We start from the raw sequence: 15,847 nt of genomic DNA, 5'->3' as shown, positions 1-15,847 counted from the left end.
ACAACGAAGATGTGATAAAGATACACTATAGGTGGAGGCACCCGCACCAGCTGCCTCCTATTACTTACAGATCAAAGGAGATTTTATGGAGACTAAACCTTATCTAATCGCACTTGACCTGGATGGCACGTTATTAAAAGACGATAAAACGATTTCTGCACACACACTTGATGTCATTCAAAAAGTGAAAGACAGCGGGCATCATGTCTGTATTTCAACTGGCCGGCCATTTCGTTCCAGCTCTCCTTATTATCAGCAATTGCAGCTCGATTCACCGATTGTGAACTTTAATGGAGCGTTTGTCCATCATCCTCTTGATGAAAAATGGGGCAGATTTCACACATCACTTGATCTTCAAGTCGTGAAACAGCTTGTGGATATTAGTGAGGAATATAAAGTACACAATGTGTTAGCTGAAGTGCTAGACGATTTGTATTTCCATTATCATGATGAAAAGCTCATTGATATATTTAATATGAATGCAAACAAAGTGACCGTTGGAGACCTTCGGAACAATCTTGGAGAGAATGTCACAAGCGTCTTAATTCACGCAAAAGAAGAAGACGTCGGAGCGATTCGGAGCTATTTGACAGATGTTCATGCAGAAGTGATTGACCACAGACGCTGGGCTGCTCCGTGGCACGTCATTGAAATCATTAAAACAGGTATGAACAAAGCCGTTGGACTGCAAAAGATCAGTGATTATTACGGTGTGCCTCAGGAGCGGATTGTGGCATTCGGAGATGAAGACAATGATTTAGAGATGCTTGAATTTGCTGGATGCGGGGTTGCAATGGGCAACGGGATTGATGCAGTGAAACGCGTCTCTAATGAAGTGACAGATACGAATGAACAAGATGGGATTGCAAAATTCCTAACGAATTACTTCTCGCTTTAATTTTTCCATTCATACATAGCAGGTCGAAGCGGGCATACTACCGTTAGACAGGTTGTCCTGTCAGCTTGTGTAAAGGGGCGGATTCCGAATGGGTAAAAGAAGCAAATCGAAACGCTTTATACAACAAGGTAAAGATTCAGTCAGTCTACATGACGCACGTTTTCCGTATCGTTCCACACTTGAAGAAGCTACGGAGGACAGGGGAAATATGAAGACTGATGCTTCTGGAGGTTCATTGTGAGAAACGAACTTTTTGATCAAGCCAAATCATTTACTGAGGAAGCCCTTACTTCTTCATTTCCATCTGGTTTAGAGCGTCAACAAGCAGTTCAGCGAGCTAAAAACGCCGTATCATCTGCATTTGCTAATTCGACAGATGCAGAAAGAAACCAGCTGCATACGTTCCAAGACCTGCTTGATGATCTTTAACGGTAAAAAAGCTGTCCATTTTCTGGACAGCTTTTCTTATTCTCTTATTTCACTTGGAACGTTTTCTTCTCAGTGATTTGCTTTAGCCCTTCTGCTTTTCCTTTAAATGTAACGACCGCTTCATACGTTCCCGGCTCCACACCGCTTGACCACGTATCTTGGAAGTCATATGTTTCATCTGCTTTCAGCACAAAGGATTGGATAGCTTGTGTAAACATACGGTCTTTCGAGTAACGGTATTTTTCATTTCCATCTTCATCGTACACACTCAATTCGAATTTTTGGCTTGTGTTAAACGTGAATTCAATATCTCGATCTGATTCATTTTTTAGTGACATATGAAATTGAACCGAAGAACCTTTTTGGACGGGGTCTACTGTGAGTACAACGGTTTTTTCTCCCATTTGACCGGATACCTCCTTGTCTGGTTCATCCTTTTTTTGTTGTCCACAAGCTGTTAAAACCAATAGAACGAGAAAAAGCACTAACCCTTTTTTCATCTTCTACCCACCTTTTAATCTCGTCTGAAAAATCCAAGAATATTGGTTGTTTGAACAATATTTGTAAAGGCTTTTGGATCGACTTCCTTTATAATTTGTTCAAGTTCATACAGCTCATACCTTGTAATGACAATGACCATCATTTCTTTTTGTTCATTGGTAAATGCCCCTTTGGCCGGAACAGTCGTAATACCTCTGACCATTTTTCCATAAATGGCTTCTTTGATTTCATCTGCTTTCTTTGTCACAATCATGGCGGTCAGCTTTTCATGTCTCGTATGGATGGCATCAATTACCCTAGTCGTCACATATAATGTGACAAGGGTATATAAAGCTTTCTCCCAACCTTGTAACAATCCTGCTGTAAAAATGATAATTCCGTTTAAAATGAAGAAATACGTGCCGACTGGTTTGTCTTTCCATTTCGCTAAAATCATCGCAATAATGTCAAGGCCGCCTGTAGATGCCCCATATTTCAGTGTAATCCCAATGCCAAGTGCAGAAATGACTCCGCCAAATACAGCATTTAATAAAATATCTTCAGAAACACTTGTCTCTGGTAAAATGCCGAGGAAAATCGTTGTCAGTGCCACACTAATAATGCTATACAAAGTAAAGGAACGACCAACCTTCATCCAGCCTAAAATGCCGACCGGAATGTTTAAAATAAATAACAGGATCCCTGTTGATAAATAAAACGGTGCATATTGATCGATTAAACTGGATAACAGCTGGGCTACCCCCGTAAAACCACTTGCATATACGTCAGCAGGGATTAAAAATAAATTCAGCCCAATCGCATTGAGTAAGGCACCAATGACGACGACGATGAGTTTTTTTGCTTCTCCAATGAACATGTTGTCATTCCTCCACTTACCATTCTCTCTATGGTTTTCCCTAAAATTTAGAATTTGAACACGAAAAGATGATTTTCTATGATATAGTTAGGCTAAAAAGATGTAAAATATGGTTGATTTTTTTAGAAAGAAGGGATTTTGATGACCGTTCATATCATAGCAGACAGTGCTGCTGATCTGCCTCTTTCTTATTATGATGAACAAAACATGACACTCATTCCGCTGCGTGTGTTACTCGGCGAGCAGGAATTTGAGGATTTGATTACCATTGAACCAAAACAAGTATTTGATGCGATGAGACAAGGTGCAAGTCCAAAAACATCACAAGCTTCACCGAACCGGATAAAGGAAGCCTTTGTTTCTGCAGCACAAACCCATACATCGGCTATTTATGTTGCCTTTTCATCAGAGCTTTCAGGTACATACCAAACCGCTGTGATGATGGCAAACGAAGTGAAGGAAGAATACCCTGATTTCGATTTACGGATCATTGATTCTAAATGTGCTTCACTTGGTTATGGACTAGCTGTCAAACACGCTCAATCACTTGCCATTGACGGAAATACAATACAAGAAATTGAAACGTCTGTAAAGCATTTTTGTGAATCTTTACAACATATTTTTACTGTAGACGATTTATCGTATTTAGCAAGAGGCGGAAGAATCAGTAAAGCGTCCGCATTTGTTGGCGGGTTGTTAAGTATTAAACCCATTTTACACGTTGAGGATGGAAAACTGATACCCCTTGAAAAAATTCGTGGCCGGAAAAAATTGTTGAAACGCATTATCGAGCTAATGAAAGAACGCGGATCTGACTGGTCCAGCCAAACTGTTGGCATTAGTCATGGAGATGACCCTGCACTTGCAGAAGAAATGAGACAATTAATCGAAGCCGAATTTCATCCAAAAGAAATCGACATCCAGGTCATCGGCGCAGCTGTCGGGTCCCACTCAGGCCCTAGCACACTTGCCATCTTCTTTACAGGCAGTCCATCATAAAAAGCACCCTTCCCTGAAACATCACGGGAAGGGTGCTTTTCTTATGATAACTTAAATCGGTGAACGGTTTCGTTTAACCTTGCCGTCATACTCATCAGTTCTTCTACTTGTTTGTTCATTTGATGGAAAGATTGCAGTTGTTCGTTTGCCGAGGCAGAAATTTCTTCGCTGCCCGCTGCCGTTTCTTCTACAACGGCACTAATATTTTCAATCGAGTGCAGCACTTGTCCGCCAAGCTCTGTTGATTGAATAATTTGGTCATTTAAGACCGCCATTTCTTGCTTAATATGTTGTGCTTTTGTTTCTATATCTTCAAAGGAGTGTGAGGTTTTGTCCATTGCATCTTGCTGCTGAAGTGATAGCTTGACCCCTTCTTGTACAGTTTGGCTAATGGATTGAATGCCTTTTTCAATATGACTCACCATGTCAAAAATTTGTCTTGTTGCACGAGACGATTCATCTGCCAGCTTACGAATTTCGTCCGCTACGACGGCAAACCCTTTGCCAGCTTCTCCTGCTCTTGCCGCTTCAATCGCCGCATTGAGCGAGAGGAGGTTTGTCTGGTCCGCAATATCAGAAACCGTTTTGGCCATTGCGGAGATTCCGCTTGCGTACTGAGTGAATTCTCCTGCAGACTCTTCAATTTGTCTCGTCGCACGTGTATTTTTTTCAATGGCTGCTTTTGTTTCTGTTAACGTGTGCTTTCCGCTTTCTACCGCTTCAATGGCATCCTCTGTACTACGAATGACTGTATGTGATCTTTCGGAATTCTTACGGCCATGTGAATCCATTTTCTCAATCAAACTAACGCCATGCTGAAGGTCTTCTGAAATCGCTTGTGAACCATTTGCCATTTCGTCTGTCGATACAGACACTTGATTGGCTGATTCCATAAGCTTTTTGTTTTCATCATCTAACTGAATCGAAAATGATTCTACTTGGCTTGATACATGGCTGATTTCTTGAATCAAGCTAATCAGCTGATCCGTCATTTGATTGAACGACTCATTTAATCCGCCGATTTCATCTTTACGCTTGATGTTCATCCGCTCTACAGCGAGGTTTCCTTCGGCAATCTGTTTTGCCCGGTAAGAAAGGGATTTGATTGGTGTCACAATGGATCTCGTTAAACCAATATTTAAAAAGACGGCGATGACAATCAGCGTGAGGGCTGCGACAGATGCGCTTGTAATGATCCTTTGCACATTGTCTGCCGCCTCCTCTAAATGGTATTCATACGCTTCTTGTGCTCTTTTATTCATCGTATGCACGTCGTTTAAAACACCGTCAATTCTGGCAGCCACTCGTCTGGCATCAGAGGCATTTTTTTCACCAATGGCATTGTTTGCTTCTTGCGTCCATGTGTCAAACTTTGAATTTAACCGTGTTAGGGCTTCTTTGTTCATATTTCCTGCGTTTTTGTTTAACGTTTGCAGCTGTTTTTTCGCTGTCGATATATCGTTTTGAACGACCTCTAGCTGTTCATCTGAAAGGGTCATGGAATAATTGGTCATGGCTTGTTCGACACTTTCAAAGCTGGCCTTCGTTTTTTGTACATTCAGTAAGGTTTGAACTTCTGTTTCGCTTGATGACTGAATCTTTGTCATGCTCACAATAATAAAGGCAATTACGCCAACCGCTAAAAGAAGTGAAATGAGTGAGTTGAGCAAAATTTTGATGCGTAAGCTCATGATGCTGCCCCCTCTTCTTTCAGAAGTGTTTGCTTCAGTCCATTTAATTTTTTGGTCAATTTCTCAGCATCTTTGAGCACCCGGATTCTTGCCATATCGATTCCGTCATTACTTAAGTCATAAACGATATGTCCACTTTTGATTTTGCTGCTTTTGACGAGCTGTTCGCTGAATTGATAGACGACTTCATCTACTTTTTTGACCATAGACGAAATAACGGCTTTTTCAGCTGTATAATACTGATCGCTGTCCACGCCGATTGCATATTTGCCTTGCGTTTGCGCTTCTTTTAATACACCAACACCCGTATAACCGGCTGCGGCATATAAAACATCTGCTTTCTTTTTGATCATGTCTTTCGCTATTTTACTGCCTTTGCCTGCATCACTAAATGTGCCAGCATACGTGGATACGACCTTGATTTTCGGATTCACTAATTTTGCGCCTTTTTGATAGCCTTGTTCAAATCGATGGATCACCTCTGCATCGACTCCGCCCACAAAACCAATGACATCACTTTTTGTTGTCATGGCAGCAAGTGCTCCCGCTAAATAGCTGCCCTGCTCTTCTTTAAAAGTCACTGATGTGACATTTTTCAATTCAGACACAGCATCAATGAGTAAAAATTGCTTTTTCGGATATTTTTTCGCTACCTTTTCTAAGTCTTCTTGCATACTGAAACCTACACCGATGATCAGGTCATTTCCATCTTTCACAAGCTCGGTCAGCCCTTTTTCATATGTATCGGTTTCTGCAATTTCTCTATAATCGAATTCAATGCCAAGCTCATCACGTGCTTTTTCTAATCCCTTAAATGATGAATCGTTAAATGATTGATCACCAAGACCATCATCCGTCAGCATGACACCAATATGCTTCGTATTTGATACCGGTGGTCCTCCCTGCTGATTGCTGCATGAGGCGAGTACCATGATCATAGCTGCCATCAGAAGTAATGAAATCTTCACTTTCATCCAAAAACACACTCCTTTTATCATCCTTACCCCTTATTTATCGGATTTGAGAGTCATTGTTTCAATGATAAAGTGAAGGATTTTCAGCTTTTTTCATGACTTTTTTCACTGAAAAAAACCATTATTTATGACAAAAATAAAAAAAGCGAGCAAATGCTCACTTTTTCTCGTATGTCCATCCTTCTTTTTGGTAAACAAGATCATTTTTCATCAGATGACCTAATGCTCGTTTGAAGGCTGCTTTGCTCATTTGAAATCTTTCCCGGATATCTTCTGGATCACTTTTATCCCCGTAAGGCATTGCACCGTTTCTCGTTCTCATGTAAGTTAAGATTTCTTCTGCATCGACAGATAATGCATCCTGCTTTCTCGGAAGCAGAGAAACGTTTACAGTTCCGTCCTCTTTCACTGCAATGACGCGTCCTGTCACGGTCGATCCCAATCTAGGCTCTTCCTTTCGTTCCGTGCGGTGGATAAATCCACGCACGCCTGTATCTGTCAGCATAAAAGAACCTGTCGCAATTAAGCGATAGATTGTTCCAGTAATTTCTTTGTTCATTAACGTTTCTGGCGCTTCAGTAAATAATTCACTGATCACATCTTCAGTGGCTGGTTTTGCGAACATTCTCCCGTAACTTGTCACTTTGAGCATACAGTATAGTTTGTCGCCTTTTTTCGGCCACGCTTCCTCAAAAGGCGGGAGGTGTTCAGTTGCAACAAGTGCATCCTTTGACAAACCTATATCGACAAAAGCACCCATATCTTCTACAACGTCTACAACTTCTACCCAGTCGTATGTATGTGCATTGATTTTAGGAATTTTCATCGTCGCTGCCAGTCTTTCTTCATGATCTACATATAAGTAGACCTCTACTTCATCACGATCTCCAATATCCTCTGTCATCTCACTGCGATGTAGGAGAACAGAATCTTCGCCATCTGTTAAAAAGTAGCCGTATTCCATCTCGTTATCTATTTGCAAGGTCAGTTGCTCACCTGGTCTCATGTTCTCTTCCTTCCTATCTGCCCTTAAAAGAGCGTTCGTTCATCTTTTGATTCACTTTATTCTACTATACTTCTGTCATCATGAACATCTCTAGTTCTGTTAGCTAAAGTGGACAAACTGTACTTGAATTATACCGCATACATCTGAACTCTCTTCGATAAAGTTTCTTCTTCCCCTATGGGCATGATAAAATAGACGCAATATCTATAGTTGGAGGTCATATGTGATGGCAAAAGAAAGTTCATTTGATATTGTATCGAAGGTGGAGCTGCCAGAGGTGCAAAACGCCATTCAAGCAGCACTGAAAGAAATTAAAAACCGTTATGATTTTAAAGGAAGTAAAAGTGATATTTCACTAGAAAAAGAAGAACTCGTTCTCATTTCTGATGATGACTTCAAGCTGGAGCAGCTAAAGGATGTCCTTGTGACAAAACTGATTAAACGAAACGTACCGACTAAAAACATTGACTACGGAAAAACAGAACATGCCCTAGGTGGAACCGTTCGCCAGCGTGCAAAGCTGATTAGCGGGATTGATAAGGACAATGCCAAAAAGATCAATGCCTTGATCAAACAATCTGGTATAAAAGTAAAGTCGCAATTTCAAGATGACCAAGTGCGTGTGACAGGAAAAAATAAAGATGATTTACAAGAAGTGATTGCGCTTATGCGCAAGGCAGATTTACCGATTGACGTCCAATTTATAAATTTTCGATAAATTTCAAATTTTCCATTGATTATTTCCGATTTTTTCGATACAGTTGATGGAAGTTCAATTCATTGACATGTTCATATCGCTTTCTTATCAAGAGAGGCAGAGGGACTGGCCCTGTGAAGCCTCAGCAACCGGTGTAGTAGAAATCTATTTTCTATGACCAAGGTGCTAAATCCAGCAAGCAACTGCTTGGAAGATAAGAAGAAGAATTTCCATACAGCCAAAAAGTCTTCTTCTTATCAGAAGGCTTTTTTTGTTACATAGAAATAAGGAGGAAACCAATGGGCCTATTACAAGACTTACAAAATCGCGTACTGATTGCTGATGGAGCAATGGGAACACTTTTATACTCTTATGGCATTGACCGTTGCTTTGAAGAATTAAATTTATCAAAAGAAGATGAAGTCAAAAGAGTGCACGAGGCATATGTGCAAGCTGGAGCGGACATTATTCAAACGAACACATACGGTGCGAATTATATTAAACTATCCCGCTACGGTTTAGAAGAAGAAACAAAACGCATTAACACAAAAGCTGTACAAATTGCCAAAGCAGCCGCTGGCTCAGCTTATGTCCTTGGAACGATCGGTGGCATTCGAACATTTAACAAAAATGCCTACTCTTTAGACGAGATTAAACGGAGCTTTAGAGAACAGCTCTATATCCTTTTAAATGAAGAGCCTGATGGATTACTGCTTGAAACATATTACGATATTGAAGAAGCAAAAGCCGTTCTTGAGATTGCTCGCAAAGAAACAGCGCTTCCGATTGTCATGAACGTCTCCATGCATGAGCAAGGTGTATTGCAGGACGGGACACCGCTAAAAGACGGTTTATCTGAATTATCCTCACTTGGCGCTGATGTCGTCGGCATTAACTGCCGGCTGGGCCCTTATCATATGATTCAGGCACTTGAAGGTGTTCCACTTTTGGAAAATTCTCATTTATCTGTCTATCCAAACAGCAGTCTCCCCTCCCTTGAAGAAGGCAGACTCGTCTATGATACAGATAATGATTATTTCCGAAAAAGTGCACTTGAGTTTAGAAATCAGGGCGCACGAATCATTGGAGGCTGCTGCGGAACAACCCCTCAGCATATTAGCGCCATGGCTGAGGCGGTCAAAGATTTAGCACCTATCACCGAAAAAGAAGTGAAAATATTAAAAGAAGAAATCATTTCCATCCAAGATCAACGGACAGAACCAGGTCTTGACGAGCTGGCTGTGAAAAAACGTTCGATTATCGTCGAGCTAGACCCGCCGAAGAAGCTGAACTTTGAAAAATTCCTCGTCGCAGCGAACGAATTAAAAAGTGCAGGCATTGATGCCCTCACACTGGCCGATAACTCTCTAGCTACCCCGCGTATTAGCAATGTGGCATGCGGCGCTTTATTAAAACAGCAGCTTGATATGCGTTCACTTGTCCATATCACATGTCGTGATCGCAATTTGATTGGACTCCAATCCCACTTAATGGGGCTGGACACACTTGGACTAACCGATATTTTAGCCATCACAGGCGATCCGTCTAAAATTGGAGACTTCCCAGGTGCGACATCTGTGTATGATTTAACCTCCTTTGATTTGATCCGTCTGATCAAACAATTTAACGAGGGACTATCTTTCTCCGGGAAGCCGCTCGGGAAAAAGACTAATTTTTCAGTGGCTGGCGCGTTTAATCCAAATGTCCGTCATATTGATAAAGCAGTCAAACGCCTCGAGAAGAAAATCGAATACGGTGCCGATTATTTTATTTCACAACCTGTATACTCTGAGGAACAGCTTGTGAAGATTCATGAAGAAAGCCGACATTTGGATAAACCGATTTACATCGGTATTATGCCGCTAACAAGCAGCCGAAACGCAGAGTTTATTCATCATGAAATTCCCGGCATTAAATTGTCTGACTCGATTCGTGAGATTATGGCCAAGGCAGGCGAAAATAAAGAAAAGCAGCGGACAGAAGGGTTAGCGATTGCCCGCTCTTTATTAGATACAGCTTGCGAATTGTTTAATGGTATCTATTTAATTACCCCTTTCCTTCGATCAGATTTAACAGCAGAACTGACAACTTACATCCATCAGAAAGAAAAGGAGCCAAACATCCATGCCAACTATCACTGAACAGCTCAAAAAACGCATCCTCGTCCTTGACGGTGCAATGGGCACAATGATTCAAAACGCCGATCTCACAGCAGAGGATTTCGGCGGAGAAGAGTATGAGGGCTGTAACGAATATTTAAACGTCACAGCCCCTCACATTATCTCCACGATTCACCGGCAATACCTAGAGGCAAGTGCTGACCTCATTGAAACAAATACATTCGGTGCGACGAAGCTCGTTCTCGATGAATATGGACTTGGCCATCTCGCCTATGAATTGAACGTAAAAGCAGCTCAGCTGGCAAAGCGTGAAGCAGACCGTTTGTCGACACCAGAATGGCCCCGCTTTGTAGTAGGCGCAATGGGGCCCACTACAAAAACATTATCCGTGACAGGCGGCACAACGTTTGAAGAGCTCGTTGCAAATTATGAAGAACAAGCCCGCGCCCTGATTGATGGGAAATGTGATGCTCTTCTTTTAGAAACGAGTCAAGACATGCTGAATGTCAAAGCTGGATTTAAAGGCATTCAAGAAGCCTTTCACGCAACCGGTATTGAGCTACCACTGATGGTGTCAGGGACGATCGAACCAATGGGCACCACCCTTGCCGGTCAAGATATTGAAGCCTTTTATATCTCACTTGAGCATATGAAACCAATCAGCGTCGGACTAAACTGTGCAACTGGTCCAGAATTTATGACAGACCATATCCGTACACTTTCCTCCATCTCAAAGTCGGCTGTCAGCTGCTATCCAAACGCTGGTCTCCCTGATGAAGAAGGACAATATCACGAATCCCCTGCTTCGCTTGCTAAAAAAATCGCCGCTTTTGCAAAAGAAGGCTGGTTAAATATCGTTGGCGGCTGCTGCGGTACAACGCCTGCACATATTAAGGCATTATCAGATGAAGTACGTCCGCTTCAGCCCCGCAGCATGTCGCATGAGTCATCACCGCATACCGTATCAGGAATCGAGCCCCTCATTTATGAAGAAGCGATGCGCCCCCTCTTTGTTGGTGAGCGCACAAATGTCATTGGTTCACGCAAATTCAAACGGCTCATCGCAGAACAAAAGTTTGAAGAGGCAGCAGAAATTGCCCGTGCTCAAGTGAAAAATGGCGCTCACGTCATTGATGTGTGTTTAGCAGACCCTGATCGTGATGAGATAGCAGACATGGAAGGCTTTTTAAAAGAAGCCATGAAAAAAGTGAAAGCTCCTTTTGTCATTGATTCAACCGATAAACATGTCATCGAAAAAGCACTCATGTATTCTCAAGGAAAAGCCATTATTAATTCTATTAATTTAGAGGATGGAGAAGAGCGCTTTGAAGAGATTCTTCCGCTTGTCAAGCTATATGGCGGCGCACTTGTTGTTGGAACAATCGATGAAACAGGGATGGCCGTCACAGCAGATCGAAAACTTGAAATTGCCGTAAGATCCCATGACCTGCTCACGAAAAAATATGGAATCCCTGCGAGTGATATCATTTTTGACCCGCTTGTCTTTCCAGTAGGTACTGGAGACGAACAGTATATTGGTGCTGCTGAAGAGACGATTAAAGGCATTGAGCGAATCAAAGCAGCACTGCCTGAATGTCTCACCATTTTAGGCATTAGTAACGTGTCTTTCGGACTCCCGCCAGTTGGCAGAGAAATATTGAATGCCGTTTATTTGTATCACTGCGTCAAAGCAGGGCTTGATTATGCGATCGTGAATACTGAAAAGCTTGAACGCTTTGCTTCAATTCCAAAGGAAGAAATCAAGCTGGCTGAAACTTTACTTTATGAAACAAATGATCAAACCCTTGCTGAGTTCACCCAATTTTATCGCGGGAAAAAGAAAACAGAGAAAAAACCAAAGATCTCCTTATCGCTTGATGAAAGACTGGCACTCTATGTCGTCGAAGGGACGAAAGAAGGCCTGATTGATGACCTTGCCCTTGCTTTGGAGAAATTTGAATCACCTCTTCATATCATCAATGGACCATTAATGCAGGGAATGTCAGAGGTAGGTCGGCTTTTTAATCAAAACGAATTGATTGTAGCTGAAGTCCTCCAATCCGCTGAGGTCATGAAAGCATCTGTTTCATACCTTGAGCAATTTATGGAGAAAAAGGACGCAAGCGGCAAAGGGAAGATTATCCTCGCCACCGTCAAAGGCGATGTCCATGATATAGGGAAAAACCTGGTCGACATCATTTTGAGCAATAATGGCTTTCACGTCGTCGATCTCGGAATCAAAGTAACCCCACAAACATTGATTGAAGCGGTGCAAAAAGAAAAGCCAGATATGATTGGACTATCAGGTTTACTTGTCAAATCAGCACAGCAAATGGTCTTGACCGCTCAAGATTTACAAAAAGCAAACATCTCTGTTCCCATTTTGGTGGGCGGCGCGGCGCTTTCACGGAAGTTTACGAAGATGAAAATTTCGCCTCAATATGATGGCCCCGTCCTTTACGCCAAAGATGCAATGGACGGTCTGTCTTTAGCGAATGAATTAAGAACGAACCCTCTTCAATTTCAAACAAAACCCTTAGAGGATCAAGAAACACTCCATAAGGAAAAAGAAACAACGCAGCCAAAAGCCGTGATTGAATTACTAGAAAAACGCGCGACACTTCCGGAGGCAGCGATATTCACGCCAGAAAATACGAAACGCCATTATGTACGGGATATTGATTTGCACCACATTATGCCCTATGTCAATGAGCAAATGCTGATCGGTCATCATCTCGGTTTAAAAGGAAAGGTCAAAAAGCTCTTGGCTGAACAGCATCCAAAAGCATTGGAGTTAAAACAACTGATCACAGATCTTCTTCAAGAAGGCAGAGAGAAAAACTGGTTTGCACCTGCATTCGTCTATCAATTCTTCCCTGCCAATTCAAATGGGAATGACCTGCATATCTATGATCCAGAAGCGCCTGACCGCGTCATTGAGACATTCCAATTTCCAAGACAGGAAAAACTTCCGTACCGGTCTATTTCTGATTATGTGCGGAAAAGCGGAGAGAACGAGAAAGATTATATCGCCTTATTTGCAGTGACGGCTGGTGCCCGCATACGAGAAGTTGCGCAGCAATTTAAACAAGAGGGTGACTATTTAAAAATGCATGCGGTCCAAGCTTTAGCACTTGAGCTTGCAGAAGGCTTGGCTGAACGAACGCATCAAGTAATTCGTGATAAATGGGGATTCCCAGACCCAGTCGATTTCACGATGGAGAAACGGTTCCAAGCCAAATATCAAGGTCAGCGCTATTCCTTTGGCTATCCAGCGTGCCCTAATCTAGAAGACCAAGAAAAACTATTCCATCTGCTGCAGCCAGAAAAAATCGGGATTCATCTCACAGAAGGGTTTATGATGGAGCCCGAAGCATCCGTTTCAGCCATTGTCGTTTCTCATCCTGAAGCTCGATATTTTAACGTTCATTAACAAAGAACCTCCATTCCAGGAGGTTCTTTTTATCATTAAAAATGACATAAATATGAAAAATTACGTTTATTTACCGATATTACAAATGAAAGTCATTTACTTAAAAGGAGATGTTTGTCATGTTCAAAAAGAAAATCGGGGTTTTATTGCTTACAGGCCTCTTTATCGCTAGCCCTCTTTTCCAATCACCTGCACAAGCGAGTGAAACTTCTACGAAACAAACAACATATTATACAGAAGAATTGGAGCATCTGTATCCAGACAGTGATTATGCAAACAATGATACGATGGACAAAGCTCAATTCTTACAGCACTCTCTTCATCTAAACAAGACCTATTTATATCACGAAGGCAGTATCTCTTCTATGAATGACATTGATTTTTATCGGTTCACCAGCTCTAAATTTGATGGAGCAGATGGCCGCTTTTCTATCAAACTCGTCAATGTGAAAGCTGGAAATGATTTCGATCTTTATCTTTACAATCAGAGCGGGTCACTCGTGTCTTCCTCTGTGCGAACAAACAACCAAAATGAAATCATCCATATGCCGAAAATTGCCGCAAGCACTGACTACTACTTAGCCGTCAAACCAAAGCAATTATTAAATGAAGAGGACAACATGTATCGTATAGTCTTTGATAAAAGTATTGAAAAAGGCACAACCAAACGATATGGATCACCTGCCACATTGAATAGTTTCAATGAAGCCGGATCTCCCAATTCTTCTTTTGATTTAAGCAGCTTGCCACAGGATGCCGTTGTCACTGGCCTGTCATTAGAAGCTGAAAAAGGTAGTACAAATGCATATAATTATGTATTCACGGTCTCTTCCTTAAAAGGCGGAACAGTGAACGTACCTTGGAACGGTCAAAAAGTTGACATCTCTTCTTATAAAACAAGTCAAGTGCCGGCAAAAGACCGCTTTTTTGTTTCTTTTAATGCAACCGAGGTTCCTCAATTGATCGGTGGACGGTTAATCAAAGTAGGCGTTGTCTCAATTAAGAACTTACAGCTCACCTTTGAATATGAATACAATCGTGACCTCAATTATTAAACTATACAAAAGGAAAAGGTGCTCCCTTTTCCTTCAGATTGTTGACAAAGGGCTAAAATGAACTTTATTTTAGCGCTTTGTCTTCTTTTCAGCGTGATAGAAAACCTTTGCATTCTAGGAAGGACGAGCATCGGCGCAGAGCGAATTTGACATTCGTGAGCACCGAAGCGCAGGACTGACACCGAATGCGAGGGTTTGTCTACACGCTGAAGGAAAAGGTATCCCCTTTTCCTTTTTCTTATGCGTTCTTATGGTACGATACATAGAGAGAAATCAGCTAAGAAGGAGTTGCGTGTATTGCCAAACGTTATTCAACGATCTTTAACACTTGATGACATCCCAGATCTTGTCGCATTGTCAAAAGAGGTCGACTGGCCTGATTACAATGCGGAAGAGCTCACATCTCTTTTAACAAATGGACATTTTACCGGTTTTACAACAACTGACGGACAAGTCATTTCATGCGCAGGACTTTTTCAATATGACAGAATGGCATCAATTGGAGCGGTCATTGTATCTGAGACACATCGAGGCCTCGGTCTTGCCCGTCAAATGATTGACACACTGCTTCGTCATAGTGATCCAAGTGTCCCTGTCGTTTTAACGGCTACTGTACAAGGACAGCCAGTTTATGAAAAAATCGGCTTTCAGACAGCCGGTTATATTCATACATACAAAGCACAAAAAACAAATCCTAGTGCGCTTCACGTGTCACATCAGATTCATCTTTTTCCCGCTGATGAAACGCACCTCCCGTCTATTGAAAGACTGGATGAAAAAGGCGCAGGGACCAATCGATCAAACTTCTTAATAAAACGAATGGAGCGAGCAACATTTAAACTGATCGCAAAGGATGAACACCACGAAATCACCGGCTTCGCGTTTGGTGTGGAAACACCAGCTAATCTAATGATTGGCCCGCTTGCAGCAAACGATGAACAAACGGCGCTATCACTCATTCAATCACTTCTCACGTCTTATTCTGGCGCCTTTCGTATAGATATGCAGGAAGAAACAGCTGAACGCCTGCATGCATCACTTGTAGAAGCAGGATTTACGAAAACAAACGTCGCACATTTTATGATGATTCGCGGGAACGAAAAGCAGAACGATCCGGCGCTTCTCTATTTCCTGGCCTCACAAGCATTTTCTTAAAAAATCAAAAAGCTGTAGACAGATGTTGTCTAC

At 41.9% G+C, this 15,847-nt stretch carries 14 protein-coding genes and 1 riboswitch; of the genes, 9 read left to right on the top strand and 5 right to left on the bottom strand.

The window, feature by feature from the left end; translation table 11 throughout:
- The first annotated feature begins 85 nt into the window (after positions 1 to 85).
- The 3 genes from KVT11_RS01150 (at position 86) to KVT11_RS01140 (ending at position 1,327) form a co-directional block, all read left to right on the top strand.
- Positions 86 to 898 carry a Cof-type HAD-IIB family hydrolase gene (locus tag KVT11_RS01150; protein WP_008348537.1) on the top strand — a complete coding sequence of 271 codons (813 nt, stop codon included), beginning with the start codon at positions 86 to 88 and terminating at the stop codon, positions 896 to 898.
- Between the two features lie 88 nt (positions 899 to 986).
- Positions 987 to 1,139: a hypothetical protein gene (locus KVT11_RS01145; RefSeq protein ID WP_025207136.1), complete on the top strand. Its 153-nt coding sequence runs from the start codon at positions 987 to 989 to the stop codon at positions 1,137 to 1,139.
- A complete protein-coding gene (locus tag KVT11_RS01140; protein ID WP_008348541.1) occupies positions 1,136 to 1,327 on the top strand; it encodes a DUF3813 domain-containing protein in 192 nt (63 codons plus the stop codon). The genes KVT11_RS01145 and KVT11_RS01140 overlap by 4 nt, the downstream gene beginning before the upstream one ends.
- A gap of 44 nt (positions 1,328 to 1,371) precedes the next feature.
- Here the strand turns inward: KVT11_RS01140 and KVT11_RS01135 are convergent, their stop codons facing one another.
- Together KVT11_RS01135 and KVT11_RS01130 are read right to left on the bottom strand one after the other, a co-directional pair.
- Positions 1,372 to 1,827 carry a BsuPI-related putative proteinase inhibitor gene (locus KVT11_RS01135; RefSeq protein ID WP_017360187.1) on the bottom strand — a complete coding sequence of 152 codons (456 nt, stop codon included), beginning with the start codon at positions 1,825 to 1,827 and terminating at the stop codon, positions 1,372 to 1,374.
- Between the two features lie 14 nt (positions 1,828 to 1,841).
- Positions 1,842 to 2,684: a YitT family protein gene (locus tag KVT11_RS01130; protein ID WP_025207135.1), complete on the bottom strand. Its 843-nt coding sequence runs from the start codon at positions 2,682 to 2,684 to the stop codon at positions 1,842 to 1,844.
- Between the two features lie 141 nt (positions 2,685 to 2,825).
- Between KVT11_RS01130 and KVT11_RS01125 the strand changes: the two genes are divergently transcribed.
- Positions 2,826 to 3,683 carry a DegV family protein gene (locus tag KVT11_RS01125; RefSeq protein ID WP_008348544.1) on the top strand — a complete coding sequence of 286 codons (858 nt, stop codon included), beginning with the start codon at positions 2,826 to 2,828 and terminating at the stop codon, positions 3,681 to 3,683.
- 41 nt (positions 3,684 to 3,724) lie between these two features.
- On the opposite strand, the gene KVT11_RS01120 is transcribed toward KVT11_RS01125, so the two are convergent.
- The 3 genes from KVT11_RS01120 to KVT11_RS01110 form a co-directional block, all read right to left on the bottom strand.
- A complete protein-coding gene (locus KVT11_RS01120; protein ID WP_116306700.1) occupies positions 3,725 to 5,374 on the bottom strand; it encodes a methyl-accepting chemotaxis protein in 1,650 nt (549 codons plus the stop codon).
- Positions 5,371 to 6,348, bottom strand: coding sequence for a BMP family lipoprotein (locus KVT11_RS01115; protein ID WP_035392456.1), 978 nt, complete (start codon positions 6,346 to 6,348; stop codon positions 5,371 to 5,373). Before KVT11_RS01115 ends, KVT11_RS01120 begins: the two co-directional genes overlap by 4 nt.
- 157 nt (positions 6,349 to 6,505) lie before the next feature.
- Complete coding sequence (locus tag KVT11_RS01110; RefSeq protein ID WP_017360190.1) at positions 6,506 to 7,354, bottom strand: CvfB family protein; 849 nt, start codon at positions 7,352 to 7,354, stop codon at positions 6,506 to 6,508.
- Positions 7,355 to 7,580: 226 nt separating this feature from the next.
- On the opposite strand from KVT11_RS01110, the gene KVT11_RS01105 reads away from it, so the two are divergent.
- The 5 genes from KVT11_RS01105 (at position 7,581) to KVT11_RS01085 (ending at position 15,814) form a co-directional block, all read left to right on the top strand.
- Entirely contained in the window at positions 7,581 to 8,072 is a 492-nt protein-coding gene (locus tag KVT11_RS01105) for a YajQ family cyclic di-GMP-binding protein (protein WP_007499076.1), read from the top strand.
- Positions 8,073 to 8,153: 81 nt separating this feature from the next.
- Positions 8,154 to 8,272, top strand: a riboswitch (SAM riboswitch).
- Positions 8,273 to 8,350: 78 nt separating this feature from the next.
- On the top strand, positions 8,351 to 10,192 hold the full coding sequence (locus KVT11_RS01100) for a bifunctional homocysteine S-methyltransferase/methylenetetrahydrofolate reductase (RefSeq protein ID WP_046527338.1): 1,842 nt from the start codon (positions 8,351 to 8,353) through the stop codon (positions 10,190 to 10,192).
- Positions 10,176 to 13,604, top strand: a complete 3,429-nt coding sequence (gene metH / locus KVT11_RS01095) for a methionine synthase (RefSeq protein ID WP_217608971.1) — start codon at positions 10,176 to 10,178, stop codon at positions 13,602 to 13,604. Before KVT11_RS01100 ends, metH begins: the two co-directional genes overlap by 17 nt.
- Before the next feature lie 119 nt (positions 13,605 to 13,723).
- Entirely contained in the window at positions 13,724 to 14,659 is a 936-nt protein-coding gene (locus KVT11_RS01090) for a hypothetical protein (RefSeq protein WP_017360193.1), read from the top strand.
- 297 nt (positions 14,660 to 14,956) lie between these two features.
- Positions 14,957 to 15,814 (top strand): GNAT family N-acetyltransferase, encoded by an 858-nt coding sequence (locus KVT11_RS01085; protein WP_017360194.1) that lies wholly within the window; start codon positions 14,957 to 14,959, stop codon positions 15,812 to 15,814.
- Positions 15,815 to 15,847 lie beyond the last annotated feature (33 nt).

Origin of the sequence: Bacillus sp. GbtcB10 (genome assembly GCF_019091365.1) — a bacterium.
In the GTDB taxonomy this organism is placed as follows: domain Bacteria; phylum Bacillota; class Bacilli; order Bacillales; family Bacillaceae; genus Bacillus; species Bacillus altitudinis.
The sequence above is the reverse complement of the archived record's forward strand: the minus strand, read 5'-3'. Positions and strand labels throughout refer to the sequence as shown.